Annotated in this window: 14 protein-coding genes; 7 read left to right on the top strand and 7 right to left on the bottom strand. The window is 47.0% G+C overall.

Annotation, left to right across the window (positions count from 1 at the left end; all coding sequences use genetic code 11):
* Positions 1 to 39 precede the first annotated feature (39 nt).
* Positions 40 to 1914: an OmpA family protein gene (locus NQ546_RS12925; RefSeq protein WP_004290682.1), complete on the bottom strand. Its 1875-nt coding sequence runs from the start codon at positions 1912 to 1914 to the stop codon at positions 40 to 42.
* 227 nt (positions 1915 to 2141) lie between these two features.
* On the bottom strand, positions 2142 to 3791 hold the full coding sequence (locus NQ546_RS12920) for a tetratricopeptide repeat protein (protein WP_239463477.1): 1650 nt from the start codon (positions 3789 to 3791) through the stop codon (positions 2142 to 2144).
* 388 nt (positions 3792 to 4179) lie between these two features.
* Here NQ546_RS12920 and NQ546_RS12915 point away from each other — a divergent pair, with 388 nt between their 5' ends.
* Both NQ546_RS12915 and NQ546_RS12910 read left to right on the top strand, forming a co-directional pair.
* Positions 4180 to 5265, top strand: coding sequence for a linear amide C-N hydrolase (locus tag NQ546_RS12915; RefSeq protein ID WP_039953347.1), 1086 nt, complete (start codon positions 4180 to 4182; stop codon positions 5263 to 5265).
* Positions 5266 to 5463: 198 nt separating this feature from the next.
* A complete protein-coding gene (locus NQ546_RS12910; protein ID WP_229127906.1) occupies positions 5464 to 6933 on the top strand; it encodes a glycoside hydrolase family 43 protein in 1470 nt (489 codons plus the stop codon).
* A 112-nt stretch (positions 6934 to 7045) separates the two neighbouring features.
* Here the strand turns inward: NQ546_RS12910 and xyn10D/fae1 are convergent, their stop codons facing one another.
* On the bottom strand, positions 7046 to 9184 hold the full coding sequence (gene xyn10D/fae1, locus NQ546_RS12905; RefSeq protein WP_004290689.1) for a bifunctional endo-1,4-beta-xylanase/feruloyl esterase: 2139 nt from the start codon (positions 9182 to 9184) through the stop codon (positions 7046 to 7048).
* A 264-nt stretch (positions 9185 to 9448) separates the two neighbouring features.
* On the opposite strand from xyn10D/fae1, the gene NQ546_RS12900 reads away from it, so the two are divergent.
* Positions 9449 to 11113: a putative transporter gene (locus NQ546_RS12900; RefSeq protein WP_004290690.1), complete on the top strand. Its 1665-nt coding sequence runs from the start codon at positions 9449 to 9451 to the stop codon at positions 11111 to 11113.
* 84 nt (positions 11114 to 11197) lie between these two features.
* The gene (locus NQ546_RS12895) at positions 11198 to 13192 is read left to right on the top strand and encodes a fructose-bisphosphatase class III (RefSeq protein WP_004293029.1); all 1995 of its coding nucleotides are present in this window, start codon (positions 11198 to 11200) and stop codon (positions 13190 to 13192) included.
* A 139-nt stretch (positions 13193 to 13331) separates the two neighbouring features.
* Here NQ546_RS12895 and NQ546_RS12890 read toward each other — a convergent pair whose 3' ends face one another.
* The 4 genes from NQ546_RS12890 to gmd all read right to left on the bottom strand — a co-directional run bounded on the left by NQ546_RS12890 (position 13332) and on the right by gmd (position 18533).
* A complete protein-coding gene (locus tag NQ546_RS12890; protein ID WP_004290692.1) occupies positions 13332 to 14510 on the bottom strand; it encodes an LA_2272 family surface repeat-containing protein in 1179 nt (392 codons plus the stop codon).
* Positions 14511 to 14548: 38 nt separating this feature from the next.
* Positions 14549 to 16207, bottom strand: a complete 1659-nt coding sequence (locus NQ546_RS12885; RefSeq protein ID WP_004290693.1) for a long-chain fatty acid--CoA ligase — start codon at positions 16205 to 16207, stop codon at positions 14549 to 14551.
* Between the two features lie 147 nt (positions 16208 to 16354).
* Positions 16355 to 17434 carry a GDP-L-fucose synthase family protein gene (locus NQ546_RS12880; protein ID WP_029429267.1) on the bottom strand — a complete coding sequence of 360 codons (1080 nt, stop codon included), beginning with the start codon at positions 17432 to 17434 and terminating at the stop codon, positions 16355 to 16357.
* Positions 17435 to 17453: 19 nt separating this feature from the next.
* A complete protein-coding gene (gmd, locus tag NQ546_RS12875) occupies positions 17454 to 18533 on the bottom strand; it encodes a GDP-mannose 4,6-dehydratase (RefSeq protein WP_004290695.1) in 1080 nt (359 codons plus the stop codon).
* A 212-nt stretch (positions 18534 to 18745) separates the two neighbouring features.
* Here gmd and gnd point away from each other — a divergent pair, with 212 nt between their 5' ends.
* From gnd to pgl, 3 genes are read left to right on the top strand one after another with little or no spacing between them, the layout of a single operon-like run.
* Positions 18746 to 20221, top strand: coding sequence for a decarboxylating NADP(+)-dependent phosphogluconate dehydrogenase (gene gnd, locus NQ546_RS12870; RefSeq protein WP_004290696.1), 1476 nt, complete (start codon positions 18746 to 18748; stop codon positions 20219 to 20221).
* 48 nt (positions 20222 to 20269) lie between these two features.
* On the top strand, positions 20270 to 21766 hold the full coding sequence (gene zwf, locus NQ546_RS12865) for a glucose-6-phosphate dehydrogenase (protein WP_039953348.1): 1497 nt from the start codon (positions 20270 to 20272) through the stop codon (positions 21764 to 21766).
* Positions 21763 to 22467 carry a 6-phosphogluconolactonase gene (pgl, locus tag NQ546_RS12860; RefSeq protein ID WP_004290698.1) on the top strand — a complete coding sequence of 235 codons (705 nt, stop codon included), beginning with the start codon at positions 21763 to 21765 and terminating at the stop codon, positions 22465 to 22467. The genes zwf and pgl overlap by 4 nt, the downstream gene beginning before the upstream one ends.
* Positions 22468 to 22474 lie beyond the last annotated feature (7 nt).

Genomic DNA, 22474 nt, shown 5'->3' with positions numbered 1-22474 from the left:
TGATAGAAATTGATGTTTGGAATATCTGATCAGGAAGCATCAGCGGCTTCCCAGTCTTTTTTGGTTAGCGATAGCGGCGGTGTCACCTTTTTCGGCAGCCATGTGAAAATAGTGTGATGCCTTTGTTGGATTATTTTCAAGTGCTGCACAAACTCCCAGGAGGTTCCATGCCCGATAGTCATCCAAGAGGTGTGACAGGTAAGCGGTAGCCATGCTGGTGTCATTTTTATGCAATGCGATGGCGGCCATGTAGATGCGTGCTATCGGGGCTTCTGGATAGAACTTGAAGGCGATGCCCGCACACTCATTGAATGCTTCGGAATACATCGGGTAGCAGTTGGTTACGGCTATCATTTCTTCCACACTGAGTTTCTCCGGTTGTGTATGTATAAGTCGCGTTGCTCGTTCAATGGTAAATGGAACAATCGTGTAATGAAAAGTATATTCGTTGCGTCTTAACTGCGGATATAACTCGTTCAGCATGCTTCTGTAAGCTGCCAAATGTGCAAGTTTGTTTTGACGTGTCTCCACATCCGCATCACTCCGGAGAATGGCAAGTGCACGTTCTTTTTCAGGATTTTCCCAGGCCTGTAACAGGCGCTCAAGTCCATTCCAGTCTTCGGCGTGGCCTCGGCTCTGAATCTGGCTTTCGGGATAATTGAAGTTTTTGGCAATGTGGGAGGCGATGGCCTTTGCGCGGTTTTGGCTGAGTAGGATATTGAAATCATGCGGTCCTTCGGGCGAGGCATATCCGTCAATGGAAATGGAGCTGATGTAGATATCCTCATCGTTGGTAAGCTCTTGGAAAGCTGTAGCTATTTTTCCCAGTTCTTTCAGATTGTCTCCCAACTCAGGTCGTATGTCCCATTTCGAAACAGGGAAGTACAAGTGTGCCTGTCGACTCAGGGAACGTTCCTTACGTATGACTGTGTCAGGTTGCAGGTAGTCGAAAGCGAACTCTCCGTTCGAGAAGGGATTTGTCAATAGGGTCGCAGCAGGCAACACTTCTATTGCAGTCGGTGTGGAATGGAGTTGTGGTTTATTCCGGCGGAATTTCCAAAAAAGCGATACGCCGTTCTGCCAGATGAAGTCGTCATGGCTGTGCCGTATAGTACGTATGCCGTCGAATTCTCGTTTGTTGACCCACACCAGACCGCTGCTTATCTCCAGTCCCAGCTTTTGCGTAAGTGCAAAATGAACTGCGAGGTCACCACCCAACCCGATTGACAAGGGGCGTTGCTTGGGAGATATTCGACTTTTATCACTCAGGGAGTGTGCTTGCGCGTGAAATTTTTGCAGGTAGATTCCCGGCTTTACCAACAGTGATATGGGCTGTTCACGTCCTTCGGGTACGTGGCCAAAAAGGCGGTTGAAATTGAACACTGCCTGTAACGAAACTTCCCAGTAACGTGATTCACTGTAGATTTGCGAATAGGGAACTGACTTGATATAGACATTGTTTCCTTGATTCTCCCATATGCCCGCGTTGTCAGGGGCTGTCTGGTAATTATCCTTTCCTCCTAATATAGTATAAGGATAATAAGTCATAGCATCCTCCGTTCCAAGGCGAAAGTTCTCCGCTGACCGAGGTGAGAAGCCGCGCATTCGGCCTACGGATACTCCCATTTCGATTCCAAAAAATGGTGAAAACTTGTAACCGGGCTTGAGGGAAACTTTGTTACCCCAAAAATCATGTTTGTTTGTCAGTGAGCTCATGTCACCGAACATGAATGGTACGGAATAACCCGCACCGATGTACCAGTATCCGGTAGTTTCAGGATAATTCTCCTTCTCTCTGAAGGTGTAGGGAGAGTAGGGACGTATACTGTCCTGAGCTACGGATTTCGCAGACAATTTGCAGGCTGCCAAAGGTAATAGGATGCATGTGAATAAAATTCTTGTTACTCTTTTCATACGTTCACATATAAAATTATATATTATTGATGATTTTGTTGCAAAATTAACTCCTTATAGTAAGAGATTAAAACATCTGTGATGGACATCTTGAATGAGCAATATATTGATATGCAGATGATTATTTGGTTATGTGATGTACATTTAAAGGCAACTTGCACGCACCTCCGGGCCGGTAATGGGTGGAGGAAGGTTTTGCCTAAAATAAAATTATTCACAGCGAGCTTTTAGAACTGTTTTATGAAATCATCCAAAGTCATATTCTCAATTTGCATTTTTTCTTTCAGACGCATTTTCTTTCTTGAAATGCTTCCTTTAGCTATATGATAGATTTCCGAAAGTAAGGAGAGCGAGAACTCCATCTTCAATAGACATGCAAAACGTATTTCTTCTAATGTAAGTTGCGGATATGCTTTTTCCAAACGAAGAGTGAAATCATTGAAACATGCATTCGTGTTCTGTATGATAATATCCCATTCTTCCTTTTTCATATGCATAGCTCCTTGCGAATTCTGGCTTTTCATCAGAATAGGTACGGTTAAGGCATTCAGGCGCTTGTAATATTCAACGCTCTGATTTAGTGATTCTATTTCGATAGCTTCACGATCATGCTTTTCCTGCAAATACTTTATTTCTGTTTCCCACTGGCTATTTTGGAGACGAACCATTGCCAGTTCCTTTTCCTTTAGAGACATCTCAACTTTTTTCTTGGATTGTTTTATACGGAAAACTAGTGATGTTCCCGAAAGCAAGATGAAAGATAAGAGGATAGCCAGCCTGTAATAAGAGAGCTCATGTTCTGAAAGTTCTATGTTCATTTGGGCAATTCTTCTCTGTTGGCGTTCGTGTTCCTGAAAAGCATTCAGGTTGCTAATGTATCCTGCCTTATTGTTCATCTCAAGAGAATCTCTGCAACGGATACTCTTTTCCGCATATTCACATGCGGATTGAAAATCTTTCTTCTCCTTTTTCAACAAAGATAGTTTATGATATACACCTTGTCTCTCTTTTAGGGAAAGCTTTTCAATATCTTTCATAAAAATAGACTCTGCTTCTTTTAAGCGGTGCATTTTCAGAAATATATTACCTCTGAGTATATTGCATGTCATTTTAAAGTTATACGAATGTCCGTCTTGCAAGGCTATGTCCGTATAGTATAAAGCTGAATCAAGCATATTCATGGCTAGATAAACTCTGGCAAGATCTTTATTATATTCAGCTTTGGCCAGTTTTTTTTGTGGAGGTACCAGCTCAAGTGCCCGATGCAGCCGATTTCTTGCTTTTATGTAATTTTTCTCAGAAATGCGAAGTTCTGCGAGTTCATGCATAGCCTCTGCCCTGAGAGTGGAATCTTTTAATTCGCAGGCAATGTCGAGAGCACGCTCCAGGCATTCTTTTTCCATGCCATGCATCATTTTGAAGCGATAAATATATGCTTCACCTACTTTGATGGCAAATAACATCCTGATATTTTGCCCTGCAAATTTTTCGGCTTGATTATAAAAAGCATTAGCTCTCAGGAAAGCATACCTGCCGGCATATATTCTTCCTAAGAAAAAATATAACTGGCACAAACGGCTAGAATCCTTTTGCTCTGCAAAATGGCTCAAAGCAAGATCTGATTTGTCAGGTAATGCTGGGATGTCGGGAACGAGCATCTTGGCCTTAACCAATAAATAATAATAAAATACTTTGTCGGATTTCCGCAAAGTGGTTGTATCCATATCAAGTATTTGCCTCAAGGATTTTTCAGGCATTGTTTCCAAAGAATCTTCCAGTACAAGCAACGACGGGCTATAAATGTTGCTTTGTTGATGACCACATGAGAATAAACACATGACCAGCATTAATGCAATTAAATATGTTCCCAACCGCATATCTTTAACTTTTAATATACCATTTTTGTCTTTTGGCACTATGAATCTTAAGATAGGGCATTCGTTGGTGATGCCCGACCGTCTGTTCTATCATGCTAAAAGTAATTTATGTATTTGTTTAGTTTTCCATTGCAAAGGAAATAGCTTTTCTCTCGTAAAACAATTTTTATTATGTACATAGTGCTATATACAAACAGTTGTATAACTGCTGTTTAAGCTTTTTGCTAGATGTACATATTGTATATAAATGGTATCTATATAGAAAAATATCTTCTGCATATCCTGTTCTTTTCTATGCTTTCCTTTTGTGTCTCTTACAAATTTGTGAGGCAAAAGCTCGATGGTAAACAATTTGGGAATAGAATTGTTTTTACAGAAAAACAAAGTCATGAAAAATTTTACGTTTATCTTATTAATAGCTGCTGCAGCCGCCAGTTCCATGCCACAGCGTGTTCTTTCGTGCACAGGAATCACCTTGACTGCCAAAGACAGTTCACGAATTGTTGCCCGCACCATTGAATGGGGAGGGAGCAATCTTCACAGCCAGTACGTCATCGTGCCACGCGGTTATGAGCAATATTCCTATGTGCCGGAAACAAACGGGTCGGGAATGAAATTTACAGCCAGATATGGTTATGTGGGCTTGGCCGTTGAGCAAAAGGAATTTATAGCTGAAGGTTTGAATGAGGCTGGCCTTTCAGCCGGTTTGTTTTATTTTCCAGGATACGGTAAATACGAAGAATACAATCCCTCATTGCGCACTTCGAGTATAGCTGATTTGCAACTGGTATCATGGATATTGGGTAACTTCACGAATGTGGATGAAGTTAAAGATGCGATTCGTAGGGTACATGTCGTTTCCATTGATCCTCGGGCTTCAACTGTGCACTGGCGCATTGCGGATGGCACCGGACGTCAATTGGTTTTGGAAATCATAGATGGTGAACCTCATTTTTATGAAAATAAACTGGGGGTACTGACTAACTCACCGGATTTTGAATGGCAAATGACGAATCTTAATAACTATGTCAATCTTTTTCCGGGCAGTGCGGAGACGAAATCATTGGGTGATATCGTACTTACCCCATTTGGTTCAGGCAGTGGCTTTTTAGGTATTCCCGGCGATGTTACTCCTCCTTCCAGATTTGTACGCGCCGCTTTCTTCCAGGCTTCTGCTCCACAGCAGGATGCTGGCGAAGAAACTGTTTTGCAGTGTTTCCAAATATTGAATAATTTCGACATCCCTTTAGGTGTTGAGTTTCCTTCCGGGCAGATACCCGTCAATATACCCAGTGCCACGCAATGGACGGCTGTTTCGGATATGACGAACCGCATTATTTATTATCGTACAATGTACAACAGTAATATTCGTTGTTTTGATTTGAATAAAATCGACTTTGGTAAGGTGGAGTATCGTGCTGTGCCTCTTGATGCAGTAAAACAGCAGCCGATTGAAACAATTGCCATTGAGTGAGATAGGTATTGTTTTTTTGAAGTTTTTGCGTATATTTGGGCTCGTTATGCGTAACAAATAGTTGCAAAGCTATGGAATAAAAATGTCCTTATATATATACGGGACCTTGAGAAAAGATTTATAAAAGTCCGTTGTCTGTGGATAATGGATTTTTTGTTGTTTTATGAGAATAATAAATCATCAGAATTGAGAAATAATATGAAAAAGAATTATTCGTCGCACAAACACAGTAAATGGACATTATTGTTTTTGTTTCTATGTATCGGCCACAGTGCCAAGGCTGATTATCCTATTTTTTGGCAGCGTTATACGGCAGATCCCTCAGGGATAGAATATAACGGGCGCTTGTATCTGTTTTGCTCACATGACACATACAATGCGGAAAGAGGATATGGCTATTTCATGAATGATATAACCTGCATTTCCACAGACGATATGAAAAACTGGACCGATCATGGAGAGGTTTTTCATGCGAAAGATTCTAAATGGGGGGCCAAAATGACTTGGGCGCCTTGCGTGGTTCACCGAAATGGAAAATTCTACTTATATTATGGAGATGCCAACAGCGGTGGGATTGGCGTAGCGGTAAGCGATCTGCCGACCGGACCCTATATTGACAACCACGACCGGCCTGTGGTGGGCATGGATACTCCGGGTGTGCTCCTCTACGACGAGAACAACCGTTGCATTAAAAACAAAAAAGGAGTGCCGGGGGCCATATCGGGTAGTGAGAACTGGGGGATGTGGTGCTTTGATCCATGTGTGTTTGTAGACGATGACGGACAGGCATATATGTATTTTGGCGGTGCTCACCCCGACAATTCCCGGATTATCAAACTAAAAGAGAATATGACGGAGGTTGACGGAAGTGCGGTCAAGCCCAACACTCCCGGATTTTTTGAGGCTTCTTTTGTACACAAATACAGGGGTAAATACTATCTTTCTTATGCCGGACATTATTTTGGGAAGCCTGCCAATATAGAATATGTAATGAGTGACAAGCCTATGGAAGGTTTCAGGAATCCGGGAGTCATTTTGCCCAATCCGCCGGTTAATGACGGCTTTAACAATCACCACTCCATCTTTCAGTTTAAAGGTGAATGGTATATTGCCTATCATAACCGTAAAGTTGCCTATGAGAATAACGAACAGGATCAGCGCTCTCGTGAATATATGCGCAGTGTATGCATAGACCGTCTATTCCATAACGAAGATGGCACTGTTCAAACAGTTGAAGTGACGCGTGACGGGTTGGAACAGTTGAAGAACGTTGACCCTTACCGGAGAAACGAAGCGGAAACAATGGCAAAAGGCTATGGAATTGATACGGAATTCAAGGCCAGAGGATGTTCCGACCGCATAGTAACTTCCATTCATAATGGAGACTATTTGAAAATCCGCGGGGTTGATTTCAAAAACGGAGGTGCATCAAAGTTTGCTGCCTCACTTTCCGCATTGAAAGGAAGTGGACGGGTGGAAATACGCTTAGAGGGAGTGGACGGATTGCTTATAGGAACCCTTCCTGTCTCATCGACCGGCAGTTGGGAGAAATGGCAGACGATGACAACGGATGTCAAGCACTTGGGAGGAGTTTATGACTTGTATCTGGTGTTTAAAGGGGAGGAGGGAGAACTCTTCCGCATGGATTACTGGAGCTTTACAAAATAAGTATGAAAAACAAAGCGTAATGAACGGCTTTTCGGGCTGATTCATTACGCTTTGTCTAAATATCGTTTCCTGCTTTTATAACGCGTTCAACTCTTTCATTGCATACATGCTTTTATTTGAATAGTAGCTGTGCCATGTGATACAGGCTTCTGCGCCAAGTGAGAAACTCATGTGCTGTGTCGGGAGAAACAAAAGAGGTTGCATTGAAGCCGGCAGCTTTGAGGTCTTCCACTGCTTTGGTTACACCGGCAGGATTTTCTTTGCTTCCGCAACTGATGAAGATGCTTGCTACCTGATTCTTGTCCTTTATGTCGCCCGGTGCATAGACGCCGCCGCTCAATAGTCCGTAGTAATTGAACACTTCGGGACGACGCAAGGTTATCAGTCTTGTTTCAAAGCCGCCCATGGAGAGTCCGGCCATTGCGCGGTGCTTCTTGTCGGCCAGTGTGCGGAAATTGCTGTCAATGTAAGGTATCAGCTCGTCTACCAGGACTGTTTCAAATTCTTTGGCTGTAAATTGGTTGATATGCCCGAATCTCACATCATTCGTCATGCCGTATGTCATCACAATGATGAAAGGTTCAATCTTGCCTTCGGCAATCAGGTTGTCCATAATCAGGTTGGCGTGTCCTTGATTGGACCAGGCTGTTTCGTCCTCTCCCCAACCATGTTGCAAATAGAGAACCGGATATTTCTTCTTGTCTTTGCCGTAGGTGGGCGGAGTGTAGACAAATGCACGACGGTGAGTGTTGGTGCTCTTTGAGTAGAAATAGACTTGCTGCACGTTGCCATGAGGCACTTCCTTCATTGCATAGAAATCGGCATCGTGTGCCGGAATCTCAATACCGCTTTCCCAACGGCAGGAACCATAGTAGTTCTTGGCTCCCGGATCATTGAACACGCCACCGTCGATAGTGAGGTGGTAGTAATGGAAACCTTCGTCCATGGGGCCGTCTGTCGTACCTACCCATACGCCTTCTTTATCCTTGCGGAGAACTGTACCTCCACGACCGCCCAGACCGAGACTGACGATGACCGATTTGGCATCAGGAGCAACCACGCGGAAACGGGCATAGCCTTGTGAGTTGACCATGGGATACTGCTGGCCGGGCTGATTGAGTACGGATGGGCGGAAGTCTTCTTTCACCACTGCATTGTCGGCTGCCGGATCAAAATCCTTGATGAGGCTGTAAACGCGTTTCGGCTTATAGTTTTCGTCGTAAGGCAACGGATAGTTGCGCACGCCTACCCATGAGTCCCGGTCGGAAAGATTCCAGAACGTGACATTGTCCACCACATCTTTATGTTTGCGGAGAATCTTGAAGAGACGTGTGTATTGGTCCTCCTGAAGCAGTTTTACTGTCTGACTGATGTCGCCGGCCTCGCGGCTGAAGTTGAGATGTCCTCCCATTTCCTCGTTGGCGCGAATGTCCAGCTCGGTGATATGGATGTGCTTCACTATTGTAGAGTATTTCGTCAGGGCGGCATCTACATCTTCCATACTTGGGCCGTAGATGTTGTAATGTCCCTGCATACCGATACCGTCGATGGGTACACCTTCTTCTTTCATGGACTTCACCATGTTGTAGATGCGGTCGCGCTTTTGGGGATCGGCGGCATTGTAATCATTATAGAAAAGGAGTACGTTGGGGTCGGCCTCGCGAGCGTAGATAAAGGCTTTCTTGATGAATTCATCGCCTGCTATCTGATAGAGGGGAGAGTTGCGGTAGGGGCTGGGCTTTTGTCCCATGACCGGCCGTCCACCGTCGGAAATTGCTTCATTCACTACATCCCATGCGTATACCACGTCTTTGTAACGTTCCATAATAGCTGTGATGTGGTGTTTCATGTTTTGGAACAGTTTTTCTTTGGATACAAGATTTCCTTTTTCATCCTGATACATCCATTTTCCTATCTGTGCATGCCACATCAGGCAGTGCCCGCGAAGTTTGATTCCGTTGCTGCGGCAGAAGTTGGCGATTTTGTCGGCGTTTTCCCAGTTGAATTGTCCGTAGGCGGGTTCGGTGGGTTGCGGCTTCATGTCGTTCTCGGCCGTAATGCTGTTGAAGTCTTTTTTGATGATGGCAATCTGTTCGGGATTTGTGATGTTTTGCATGTTGACAGCCACACCGATAGAGAAGTAATCCTTGTAGGCATCCTTCAACCCTGTTGCACTGCTTTGGGCGAATCCTGTGTTTGCAGTCATGGCAAAGGCCAATGCACAAAGGGGTAATTTAAGTAAATGTTTCATGTGATAATAAATTAAAGGTTTGTGTTTGAAAACTATTACAAATTACAAAATAAGGCTTTCTTTTAGGAAAAAGCGTCATGTTTGTGTTACATGTTTTTTCTTTGGTGATACATCTTTTGGGTAAAATTCTGTATTTCCGGTGATTTGCTCGAATGAATAGCCGTTTTTTTCGGCTTTACGCGATTTTCCTGTATTTATCTTTTTTCGGCTTCGAGGAACTTCCTATCTTTGCACTCCTAAAAATAAGATAAAACTGAGAAAACTTTGGACTGGCTATATAGTTTGTTTGTCGAACACTCTGCCTTGCAGGCAGTGGTGGTGCTCTCGCTGATTTCCGCTATCGGATTGGGCTTGGGAAAGGTGCATGTTTGCGGCATTTCCCTTGGAGTGACGTTTGTGTTCTTTGCCGGTATCCTTGCCGGGCATTTCGGATTGTCCATTGATCCGCAGATGCTGAACTATGCGGAAAGTTTCGGATTGGTGATATTTGTATATGCGTTGGGACTGCAGGTGGGGCCCGGTTTCTTCAGCTCTTTCCGCAAGGGAGGCGTACAACTCAATATGCTGGCTCTGGGTGTGGTGCTGATTGGTACTTTGATGACTGTGCTGGGCAGTTACGGGCTGAATATCTCGCTGCCGGACATGGTGGGTATCCTTTGCGGCGCTACGACCAATACCCCAGCGCTGGGTGCGGCACAGCAGACTCTGAAGCAAATGGGACTGGAGTCCAGTACTCCGGCTTTGGGCTGCGCGGTGGCATATCCGCTTGGCGTGGTGGGAGTGATTCTTGCTGTGCTGGCAATACGCAAGGCGCTGGTGCGCAAGGAAGATCTGGAGCTGAAAGAGAAGGACGATGCGAACAAAACCTACATTGCGGCGTTTCAAGTACACAACCCGGCCATTTTCAATAAAAGCATCAAGGAGATAGGCGGGCTGAACTATCCGAAGTTCGTCATTTCCCGTTTGTGGAGGGACGGTAACGTGAGTATTCCTACCTCCGAGAAGATAATTAAGGAGGGAGACCGCTTGCTGGTGGTGACTTCGGAAAAGTATGCTCCGGCACTGACTGTGCTGTTCGGAGAACAGGAGCATACCGACTGGAATAAGGAAGATATTGACTGGAATGCCATAGACAGCCAGCTCATATCACAACGGATCGTAGTGACGCGCCCCGAACTGAACGGAAAGAAGCTGGGCTCGCTTCATCTGCGCAACCATTACGGCATCAACATCAGTCGTGTGTATCGTAGCGGCGTGCAGCTTCTTGCCACTGCAGAGCTGACCTTGCAACTGGGAGACCGCCTGACGGTGGTAGGTGAAGCAGCTGCCATACAGAATGTGGAAAAAGTGTTGGGCAACGCTATCAAGAGCCTGAAAGAACCGAACCTGGTGGCGGTGTTCATAGGCATTGTCCTGGGACTGGCTTTGGGAGCAATTCCCTTTTCCTTGCCGGGCATCAGCGCTCCGGTGAAACTGGGACTGGCAGGCGGCCCGATTATTGTAGGTATTCTGATAGGCACTTTCGGACCGCGCATGCACATGGTGACCTATACCACGCGCAGCGCCAACCTGATGCTTCGCGCGTTGGGACTGTCACTCTACCTTGCTTGTCTGGGGTTGGATGCGGGGGCGCACTTCTTCGAGACGGTGTTCCGTCCGGAGGGTCTGCTGTGGATTGCTGCGGGATTTGTGCTGACTGTTGTTCCGGTACTGATAATGGGCGTGATCGCCTTTAAATGGATGAAAGTGGACTTCGGTTCCATAGCAGGTATGCTGTGCGGAAGTATGGCAAACCCCATGGCGCTGAATTATGCCAACGACACCATTCCGGGAGACAATCCGTCGGTGGCGTATGCAACGGTCTATCCGATGTGTATGTTCCTGCGCGTAATCATAGCGCAAGTGCTGTTGATGTTCTTGCTGGGTTGAGAATTAAAAAGTTGAGAAAAGAAGAGTTGTTTTAATTACGGACAACCGAATATGAATCATAAATCTAAAATCATAAATCTTGTCATGGGAACCATTACTCCGGAAAGTATAATCAGCGACTTGCGCTATCTGCAGTTACTGTCGCGCAGTTTTCCTACCATAGCCGATGCCAGTACGGAAATCATTAACCTGGAGGCTATTCTGAATTTGCCTAAGGGGACGGAACATTTTCTTACGGATATTCATGGAGAATACGAGGCTTTTCAGCACGTATTGAAGAACGCTTCGGGCGCGGTGAAGAGGAAGGTGAATGAAATCTTCGGCCACACGCTGCGCGAAAGTGAAAAGAAAGAAATCTGTACGCTGATTTATTATCCGGAAGAGAAGCTGCAGCTGATAAAGGAAGAGGAAACGGATTTGGACGACTGGTATCTCATCACCCTGAACCAGTTGGTGAAGGTGTGCCAGAATGTCTCTTCCAAATATACACGCTCGAAGGTGCGCAAGGCATTGCCGGCAGAATTCTCCTACATCATTCAGGAGCTGCTGCACGAGTCGAGCGTAGAGCCCAACAAACATGCGTATATCAATGTCATCGTCAGCACGATCATCTCGACCAAGCGTGCGGATGATTTCATCATAGCCATGTGCAAGCTGATCCAACGGCTGACGATAGATTCCCTGCACATCGTAGGAGACATCTACGACCGCGGTCCGGGGGCGCATATCATCATGGATACGCTCTGCGACTATCACAACTTCGATATTCAATGGGGAAACCACGATATCCTGTGGATGGGAGCTGCATCGGGCAATGATGCCTGCATAGCGAACGTAATCCGCATGTCCATGCGCTATGCCAACCTGGCGACGCTGGAAGACGGATACGGCATCAACCTGCTGCCGCTGGCCACCTTTGCAATGGATACTTATGCGGATGACTCTTGTGCCATCTTTGCCCCGAAGATGAATTTTGCCGATGCCAATTATAATGAAAAGACTTTGCGCCTGATTACGCAGATGCATAAGGCCATTACGATTATTCAATTCAAGCTGGAAGCGGAGATCATCAACCGCCGTCCGGAGTTTGGCATGGAGAACAGGAAGCTGTTGCATAAGATAGACTTTGAACGGGGAGTGTTTGTGTACGAAGGAAAAGAGTATGAGTTGCGCGATGCCAATTTCCCAACCATTGACCCGGCCGATCCGTACCGCCTGACCGATGAGGAACGGGAGCTGGTGGACAAGATACACGCTTCGTTTATGAATAGCGAGAAGCTGAAGAAACACATGCGTTGCCTGTTTACGTATGGCGGCATGTATCTGGTGTGCAACAGTAACCTGTTGTACCACGCTTCCGTACCCCTGAACGAAGACGGAAGTTTCAAGCATGTGCGCATCGGCAAGAAAGAATATTGGGGACATAAGCTGCTGCAAAAAACGGACCAGTTGATTCGTACCGCGTACTTTGACGAGGACGGTTCGGAGGAGAAGAACTTTGCACTGGACTATATGTGGTATATGTGGTGCGGACCGGATGCACCGTCTTTCGACAAGGATAAAATGGCGACGTTTGAGCGTTATTTCGTTGCCGACAAGGCATTGCACAAGGAGAACAAGGGATATTATTATACGCTTCGCAACCGCGCCGATATCTGTGACAGTATTTTAACGGAGTTCGGGGTGGAGCCGGGCCCTCATTCACACATCATCAACGGACATGTACCTGTAAAGACGATTAAAGGCGAACGCCCCATAAAGGCCGACGGCAAGCTGCTGGTGATTGACGGCGGCTTTTCCAAAGCCTACCAGCCCGAAACGGGCATTGCGGGATACACGCTGGTATATCATTCGCATGGAATGCAGCTGGTGCAGCATGATCCTTTCCAAAGCCGTCAGAAGGCGATTGAGGAAGGACAGGATATTAAGTCGACAACATTCGTCATCGAGTTCAATTCGCAGCGCATGATGGTGAAGGATACGGATAAAGGCAAACAGCTTGTAACGCAGATTCAGGACTTGAAAAAGCTGTTGGTGGCATATAGAACCGGCTTGATCAAAGAGAAAGAGATTTTTTGAGTTATACTCGGATTCGTCTCGCAGGATAAATAATTTGGTCCTGCGGGATGAATAAAATCATCCCGTAAGATGAATTTATTCGTCTCATGGGATGATTTATTTTATCTTGTGGGATGATTTTATTCCGTCAGTATCGGCTTTAGTATTTGAATAATACTATACCGCCTTCCACAATCACTCCTTTGTCGAAGTTGGCATTTCGGTTGTAATACCTGTCCCAGCCGTAACCGCCGGTCACGAACACACCCAAGCGTTCCGTCAGGCGGTATTCAAGGTTTATGCGGGTCTGGAGAGAGTAGAGGCGTGCCGGAAAACCGTAATCTTTGTTCTTGAAGGTCTCTACATGCTGGTAGCCTAAATCGCCGCTGATGAATAGTTGCTTGTAAAGAGGCAGTTCCAAGCCGGCGCGGTAGAAGAGTGCACCGGAGAATTTGTCGCTGAAATCGAGGTAATGCGTACCGCCGCCGAGAATGGTGTAGAACAGCTCGTTCTTGAAGCGGGCGGCCATATTCAGCTTGGTGGCGTTGCCGCCAAAAAGCATCATCTGCACTTGGGTGTCGGGATTGGCATTGACCAGTCCCAGCTGAAACCCGTCCAGCTTCTCTTTGTAATAGTTCACTAAACCTATCTGGAGCCCTTTGGCGCGGACAGCCACGTTTAGGGGGGCAAGTTGAATGCCGGTAGCCGTTCCGCCTGTGATGTTCCCTAAACCGGAGATCTGAATCCCTTTCATATTGTTGCCTACCACGTTCAGCAGGCCGGATGTGGTGACACCCGCGAAATCACCGCCCGAAATGTTGGCAAGTCCTGCAAGCTGCACACCGCCGGTCTTTTCGCCGGTGATGTTCAGCAGGCCGCCTATGATGACTCCGTTACTGTTGTCGCCTGCAATGTTGGCCAGACCGGAGAATACCACTCCCTGCGCATGATTGCCTGTGATGCCTACAAGGCCGGAAACGGACAGGCCGCAGAGATTGTCACCGTTGATATTGGTTATGCCTGCTACCTGTATGCCTCGCATACTTCCGCCTACTATATTGGATATGCCGGAGAATTGCACACCGTTCATGTCTCTGCCCGTAACGGAACCCAATACGTTTACTCCCAAACCGTTCAGGCGGTTCATGGCAGAGAAGATACCGAGATTGAGGAATGTGCTCCCTACTGTGTCCGTACGTTGTGTGGCAAGGTTCTTCCAAAGAGAGAGGTTGATGCCTGCTCTTTCCTTGCGGGCTGGGCGGAGCTTGTCTGTTTGAGCATAAACAACTGTCCCTGCTAAAAGCAAGGACAGGCAGATGAATGAGAATATACGTTTCATGATTCGTTTGTCTTTGGGAATAGGAATAGAGTATGCGTTTATCCTTTTGCTTCTTGGTATAAGAAACGTTTAATGGATTTTTTCGGCGTTTTCTCAAATTCCTCAGGATATATCTTCATTTTTGATACCTGGCTGTAAGCGGGCAATTCTGCGTTCAGAGCCACACGATTCTCTTCCATGACACGTTCTATGTCATCGTTGGTGAGCCCATGGGCAAAGGCATCATCGAAATCGGGATATACCAGTCCGACGAGTTTCTCGTTTTGCTGCACAATGATGCTTTCGGCCACGTAGGGCAGGTTGTTCAACTTATCTTCTATCTCTTCGGGGTAGATGTTTTGTCCGCTTGGACCGAGGAGCATGTTTTTGCTGCGTCCCTTGATGGTGACATTGCCTTCGGCATCCATCAAGGCAAGGTCGCCGGTGTGCAGCCAGCCTTCTTTGTCCACCACCTGTTCGGTGGCTTCTTCATTCTTGTAGTAACCCAACATGGCATTGGGACCGCGGCAAACAATCTCACCGGGGATGTTCTCTGGGTCGGGAGAGAGGATTTTCACTTCCATGCGGGGAGCTGCCTTACCGCAAGAACCGGGTTTGAAGCGTGTCCAATCCTCGTAGCAGATGATGGGGCCACATTCCGTCATGCCGTAACCTACTGTGTAGGGGAAGTCTATCATGCGCAGGAATTGTTCCACTTCCTGATTGAAGGCCGCACCGCCTACAATGACTGCCGCAAAATTACCGCCGAAGGCTTGTATCATCTGTTCGCGTACGGTGGCTTTTATCTTGTCGTTGATGATAGGCACTTTCAGCAACAGTTTCATGGTGGGCGTTTCCAACTTGGGCAATACGCTCTTCTTGATGATCTTTTCGATGATGAGCGGTACGGCCACAATGAGGTTGGGCTTCACGTCGGCAAAGGCTTGGAAGATGATCTTCGGGCTTGGCATGCGGGTGAGGTAATAGATGTGGCAACCCACAGAAAACTCATACAGGAACTCAAATGCAAGTCCGTACATGTGTGCCATTGGCAACATGCATACCAGCTTGTCACCGGCTTTCAGCGGCAGCACTTCAAAGGCGAATTTGGTGTTGGACCACAGGCTGCGATAGGGGAGCATGACGCCTTTCGAGTAGCTGGTTGTGCCGGAGGTATAGTTGATGACCGCCAGTTCTTCGGGCTGGTCTTTGTGATAGTCGATATGCTCTTTGCGGAAGTTCTTGGGGAATTTCTTGCCGAACATCTCATTGAGGTGCTCGCGGGCATAGGTGACACGTTCGTTACGCGACACGAGCAGGGTGAAGTCCGTCATCATGAAAATGCCTTCCAGCAGGGGCATGGCGCTTTCATTGAGGTTTTCCCATACTTGGTCTCCTACGAAAAGGAGCTTGGCTTCGGAGTGATTGACGATGTTGTGCACATTGTCCGCCTTGAATTCGTGAAGAATGGGTACGATGACCGCGCCATACGTCAGCGTGGCGAGGAATGTTACTCCCCAGTGTGAACTGTTGCGTCCGCAGACGGCGATCTTATCGCCTTTCCTGATGCCGCTTGCTTCAAAAATGATATGCAGCTTTTCTATTTTCCGGGCTACATCCTTATATTGCAAGGTTGCTCCTTTATAGTCGGTCAGGGCATCCAGATCCCAGTTTGCTTTGATACTATTCTCTATATAGGCGATAAAACTTTGTTCCATTTATTTGCACATTTAGTTGAAAATTGCGCAAATATAAGGGTTTATATTAGAGAATACAAACTTTTAGTGGGAAATACTATTTGGACGGATGCCCTGAAACGCTACGGTTCTTTCCTGTGTGAGGCAGGTTTGGATTGCCTTTGGGAATTAATCGTTGCCCAAGTACCACCGGTACATTCGTTGCACGCCTTCCTCAATGTCTATCTTGTGATGCCAGCCCAATGCGTGCAGTTTGCTTGGATCGGTGAGTTTGCGCATGGTGCCGTCGGGTTTGGTACTGTCGAACGTGAGTTTTCCCTGATAACCTACGGTGTCCACAATCAGTTCGGCCAGTTGGCGGATCGTGATTTCCTTGCCTGTGCCGATGTTGATGTGGCAGTTGCGAACATCTTTATCACCGGGCTTGTAGGTGTCTTTGAAGTCTACGTGCTCCATGACGAATACACTGGCATCTGCCATTTCTTCGCTCCAGAGGAATTCGCGCAGTGGCGTGCCGGTTCCCCAGAGTTTGACTTCCTTGTCGCTGATGCCGTATTTGGCAAGTATGTCCAGTATTTCTGCGTTGCTGTTGCTGCCGCTGATACCTTCTACGGGACGCTGGTTCATGTCAAGGCGTACGGCATCCCAGTTGCCCTGTTGCAGGCAGTGCGCCAGATGCACCTTACGGATCATGGCGGGAAGCACGTGGCTGCGCTCCAGATCGAAATTGTCGTTGGGACCGTAGAGGTTGGTGGGCATTACGGCGATGTAGTTCGTTCCGTATTGCAGATTGAAACTTTCACACATCTTCAGTCCGGCAATCTTGGCAATGGCATACGGCTCATTGGTGTATTCCAACGGTGAGGTGAGCAGGACATCTTCCTTCATCGGCTGTTCGGCATCGCGCGGATAGATGCAGGTGCTGCCTAAGAACAGCAGTTTCTTCACGTTGTGACGGAAACTCTCGCCAATGACGTTTTGTTGTATTTGGAGATTCTTGTAGATGAAATCTGCACGATAGATGCTGTTTGCCATGATGCCGCCCACGAAAGCGGCGGCAAGGAATACATATTCCGGCTGTTCTTCATCGAAGAAACGGCGTACGGCAACTCCGTCCAGCAAATCAAGCTCTTTATGGGTTTTTCCTATAAGGTTGGTGTAACCCTTTTCTTGCAGGTTTTTCCAGATAGCAGAACCTACCAGTCCATGATGTCCTGCAATGTATATTTTGGCATTTTTTTCCATGATTGATGTTGTCTTGGCAATGTTATTCTTCTTCTTTTGAACGGGCATGCAACTTCTTTACGAACTTCATGTCGTGTGCAGCCATGATTCTTACCAGCTCCTCAAAACTTGTCTGCTGCGGGTTCCAACCCAGCAAGGTTTTGGCTTTGGTGGGATCGCCCAGCAGTTGCTCCACTTCGGACGGGCGGAAATATTTGGGATCTACCTCAACCAGCACTTTACCGGTTCGGGTGTCGATGCCTTTTTCGTTTATTCCTGCACCTTCCCAACGCAACGGTATGCCTACTTCTTCAAAAGCCAGTGTGGCGAACTCGCGTACGGTGTGCATCTCTCCGGTAGCAATCACAAAGTCCTCCGGCGTATCATGTTGGAGGATGAGCCACATGCATTCCACATAATCGCGGGCATATCCCCAGTCGCGGCGTGCATCGAGGTTTCCCAAATACAGCTTATCCTGAAAACCTTGCGCTATGCGTGCGGCAGCCAGTGTAATCTTACGCGTCACGAAAGTTTCTCCACGCCGTTCGCTCTCATGGTTGAAGAGGATACCGTTGACGGCGAACATGCCGTAGCTTTCGCGGTAGTTCTTCGTAATCCAGAAACCGTATTGCTTGGCTACGCCATACGGGCTGCGCGGATAGAAAGGAGTCGTCTCCTTTTGGGGCACTTCCTGTACTTTGCCGAACAGTTCGGAAGTGGATGCCTGATATATCTTTGTTTTCTTTTCCAGTCCTAAGATACGTACTGCTTCAAGCATACGCAATGTGCCTACGGCATCTGTCTCGGCGGTATATTCGGGCACGTCAAAGGAAACTTTTACGTGGCTTTGTGCGGCAAGATTATATATCTCGTCCGGTTGTACCTGCTGGATGATGCGGATAAGCGAGCTGCTGTCCGTCATATCTCCGTAGTGCAAATTAATGGTGCGTTTCTGCTTCATGTCACGTACCCATTCGTCAAAGTACAGATGCTCGATGCGGCCTGTATTGAAAGATGATGAGCGCCGCATAATGCCATGTACTTCATATCCCTTTTGCAACAGGAATTCTGCAAGGAACGAACCGTCCTGCCCGGTGATTCCGGAAATTAGAGCTTTCTTCATTGATTCTGATGTTATGTTTTTTCTGATCGTTACATGTTTCGATGTGCAAAAATCGTGATTTATTGTGAGACGGCAAAGCTAATACGGCAAATGATTTTACAATTATTCATATTTTAGGCATTTGCACTATATCGCAGGGGGTAATTTCAAATTTTACATGAACAAATGGGTTTTGCTTTTTGTTTCATCATAAAGATAAATTTTACAAGTATATGAAGAACTTAAATAAAACAGACATTGGACTGATAGGCCTGGCCGTTATGGGCGAAAATCTGGCTCTGAACATGGCTGATAAAGGCTGGCAGGTTTCAGTCTATAACCGTACGGTTCCGGGAGTGGAAGAAGGCGTGGTTGAGCGTTTTATGAACGGGAGAGCACGCGGAAAAAGAATTCAGGGATATACGGACATGGCTCTTTTCGTGGAGTCCATTGCCACTCCACGTAAAATAATGATGATGGTTCGTGCCGGCAATGCCGTAGACGAGCTGATGGAGCAACTATTCCCTTTGCTGTCGCCGGGGGATATACTGATAGACGGGGGAAACTCCAATTACGAGGATACCAACCGCCGCGTGGCGCTGGCTGAAGAGAAAGGCTTCCGCTTTGTTGGAGCAGGTGTTTCCGGTGGTGAGGAAGGCGCCTTGAACGGTGCTTCCATCATGCCGGGAGGCTCTGTAAGTGCATGGGAAGAAGTAAAGCCTGTTCTACAAAGCATTGCCGCTAAAGCATCGGATGGAACGCCATGTTGCCAATGGGTGGGGCCGGCTGGATCCGGTCATTTTGTCAAGATGATTCACAATGGCATTGAGTATGGTGATATGCAGCTTATTTCTGAGGCCTATTGGCTGATGAAGAATCTCCTGAAACTGGGCAATGAAGAAATGTCTTCCGTCTTTTCCTATTGGAACGAGGGCAAGTTGCGCAGCTATCTCATTGAAATCACTGCCAACATACTGCAACATAAAGATAAATCGGGCGGTTTCCTGATAGACAAAATATTGGACGTTGCCGGACAAAAGGGTACGGGCAAATGGTCGGTGGTCAATGCTATGGAACTGGGCATGCCGTTGGGACTGATTGCTACGGCGGTCTTTGAACGGAGCCTCTCGGCGCAGAAGAATTTGCGTGAGGCAGCATCCAGGCACTTTGTCTGTCGGCATACGGATGTGGTATATAACAAGTCGGAAATGGTGAAGGACATCTATTCTGCACTGTATGCATCCAAACTGGTGTCCTATGCACAAGGGTTCGCTGTATTGCAGCGTGCTTCCGAGGCTTTCGGATGGCAGCTCAATTTGGCTTCCATTGCCCGCATGTGGCGGGGCGGTTGCATCATCCGCAGCGTATTCCTTAATGATATCGCCGCAGCTTTCGAACAGAACGAGAAGCCGCAGCATCTTCTTCTTGCCCCTTATTTCAGCAATGAGATGAAACAGTTGCTTCCCGGTTGGAAGCATCTGGTGGCACAGGCCATGAAAGAGGAACTTCCGGTTCCCGCCTTTTCGTCGGCATTGAACTATTTCTATTCATTGGTTTCCGTCAAGCTGCCGGCAAACATGATTCAGGCACAACGCGATTACTTTGGCGCGCACACCTTTGAGCGTGTAGATGAATTGCGCGGACAATTCTTTCATGAAAACTGGACCGGACATGGCGGAGATACAAAGTCGGGAACATATAATGTGTAGCCCTTCTTAATGGAACTCAGTGGAATGTCCTCAAACATAAATAAAGCTATGAATAGATTTGTGATGATAATTTTCGGCGCTTCCGGTGACTTGACGAAGCGTAAGTTGATGCCGGCGCTGTATACCTTATATAAGGAGAAACGTTTACCGGAAAGTTTTGCAGTATTAGGTGTGGGACGCACCGAATACCAAGATGATACTTACCGCGCTTACATCCGTTCCGAATTGGAGCGTTTTGTCGCTTCGGAAGAATATGCGCCTGAGTGCATGGAGGATTTCTGTAAACGCTTACACTATCTTTCCCTTAATCCCGCCGATGCAGCCGATTATGGGAAACTGAATGTACGCCTTCAGGAACTGACGGGTGAGCAGGAGCCGGATGGCATGTTGTATTATTTGGCTACACCGCCTTCTTTGTACGGTGTGATTCCCCTTCACCTCAAGGCTGCCCATTTGAATCGCCCCCACACGCGTATCATTGTGGAGAAACCCTTTGGCTATGATTTGGAATCGGCCCGCGAATTGAACCGCATATATGCGTCGGTGTTCGAAGAACAGCAGATTTACCGTATAGACCACTTCCTGGGCAAAGAAACGGCGCAGAATATTCTTGCTTTCCGCTTTGCTAACGGCATCTTTGAACCGCTTTGGAACCGTAATTATATCGACTATGTAGAGATTACCGCAGTAGAAAACTTGGGTATCGAGCAGCGTGGAGGATTCTATGAAGGAGCCGGAGCTTTGCGGGATATGGTGCAGAATCATCTGATCCAACTGGTGGCGCTTACTGCAATGGAACCGCCGGCTGTGTTCAATGCCGACAACTTCCGTAATGAAGTGGTGAAAGTGTACGAATCCCTCTCGCCGTTGACCGGGGAAGATCTGAAAGAACATATTGTCCGCGGGCAATACACTGCATCTGCTACGAAACCGGGATATCGCGAAGAGAAGAATGTTGCTCCGGACTCCCGTACCGAAACATATATTGCCATGAAAATCGGTATCAACAACTGGCGTTGGAACGGCGTTCCTTTTTACATACGTACAGGAAAGCAGATGCCGACCAAAGTAACCGAGATCGTGGTGCACTTTCGTGAGACACCGCATCAGATGTTTCGCTGCGAAGGCGGCCATTGCCCGCGTGCCAACAAATTGATCTTGCGTTTACAGCCCAACGAAGGCATCGTGCTGAAATTTGGAATGAAAGTTCCCGGGCCGGGGTTTGATGTGAAACAGGTGATGATGGACTTCAGCTATTCCGATTTGGGAGGATTGCCCGCCGGAGATGCGTATGCCCGTCTGATAGAGGACTGCATACAAGGCGACCAGACCCTCTTCACGCGTAGCGATGCTGTGGATGCGTCATGGCGTTTCTTTAATCCTGTGTTGAAGTATTGGCAGGAACATCCTGATGCACCGCTTTACGGTTATCCTGTGGGGACTTGGGGGCCTTTGGAAAGCGAAGCAATGATGAACGAACATGGAGCTGAATGGACTAATCCATGCAAGAATTTGACGAATACCGATGAATATTGCGAATTATGAAAAGTTATATATATCCTACTGCTACTTCGACCTCGCGTGCTCTTATCCGATACATAATTGACATGATGAACCGAGAGCCGGATCGGATTTTTTATTTTGCTTTCAGTGGAGGGACAACACCTTCTTTAATGTTTGATATTTGGGCGCATGAGTATCGCGAAGAAACTCCCTGGATGCGGATGCGCATCTTTTGGGTGGACGAGCGTTGTGTGCCTGTCAATGATTCGGACAGCAATTACGGTACAATGTTCCGCCTGTTGCTTAGCGAAGTGGGGATGCCCGATGAATTTGTATTTCCTATCTGCGGCACGTGCCGTCATCCGTCGCAAGAGGCGAAACGCTATTCGGATTTGGTATGCAGCACAGTGCCCTTGCGCCGGGGATTTCCCGCTTTCGACATGGTGTTGCTGGGAGCAGGTGATGACGGACACACTTCTTCCATTTTTCCCGGTCAGGAATATTTGCTATCATCCTTTCAGCCGTATGAGGAGAGTATAAATCCTTATAACGGCCAGCCGCGGATTGCTATGACAGGCTGCTTGCTTTTCAGTGCTAAAAAGATTGTATTCCTAATTACAGGCAAAGGTAAAGCGGGTGTCGTTTACGATATACTGGAATCGGGTGATACCGGTCCGGCAGCCTATGTAGCACATCATGCCGAAGACGTGGACATCTTTACTGACATAGAAATTACCGGATAAAACAGTT

The organism is Bacteroides eggerthii (assembly GCF_025146565.1).
Classification (GTDB): domain Bacteria; phylum Bacteroidota; class Bacteroidia; order Bacteroidales; family Bacteroidaceae; genus Bacteroides; species Bacteroides eggerthii.
Note: the sequence above shows the minus strand (reverse complement) of the source record. Positions and strands in the feature narration are given on the sequence as shown.

Excerpts from the sequence above, each read along its gene's own strand:
- NQ546_RS12925 (WP_004290682.1), bottom strand. The coding sequence starts at position 1,914 with ATGAAAAGAGTAACAAGAATTTTATTCACATGCATCCTATTACCTTTG.
- NQ546_RS12920 (WP_239463477.1), bottom strand. The coding sequence starts at position 3,791 with ATGCGGTTGGGAACATATTTAATTGCATTAATGCTGGTCATGTGTTTA.
- NQ546_RS12915 (WP_039953347.1), top strand. The coding sequence starts at position 4,180 with ATGAAAAATTTTACGTTTATCTTATTAATAGCTGCTGCAGCCGCCAGT.
- NQ546_RS12910 (WP_229127906.1), top strand. The coding sequence starts at position 5,464 with ATGAAAAAGAATTATTCGTCGCACAAACACAGTAAATGGACATTATTG.
- xyn10D/fae1 (WP_004290689.1), bottom strand. The coding sequence starts at position 9,184 with ATGAAACATTTACTTAAATTACCCCTTTGTGCATTGGCCTTTGCCATG.
- NQ546_RS12895 (WP_004293029.1), top strand. The coding sequence starts at position 11,198 with ATGGGAACCATTACTCCGGAAAGTATAATCAGCGACTTGCGCTATCTG.
- NQ546_RS12890 (WP_004290692.1), bottom strand. The coding sequence starts at position 14,510 with ATGAAACGTATATTCTCATTCATCTGCCTGTCCTTGCTTTTAGCAGGG.
- NQ546_RS12885 (WP_004290693.1), bottom strand. The coding sequence starts at position 16,207 with ATGGAACAAAGTTTTATCGCCTATATAGAGAATAGTATCAAAGCAAAC.
- gmd (WP_004290695.1), bottom strand. The coding sequence starts at position 18,533 with ATGAAGAAAGCTCTAATTTCCGGAATCACCGGGCAGGACGGTTCGTTC.
- gnd (WP_004290696.1), top strand. The coding sequence starts at position 18,746 with ATGAAGAACTTAAATAAAACAGACATTGGACTGATAGGCCTGGCCGTT.
- zwf (WP_039953348.1), top strand. The coding sequence starts at position 20,270 with ATGAATAGATTTGTGATGATAATTTTCGGCGCTTCCGGTGACTTGACG.
- pgl (WP_004290698.1), top strand. The coding sequence starts at position 21,763 with ATGAAAAGTTATATATATCCTACTGCTACTTCGACCTCGCGTGCTCTT.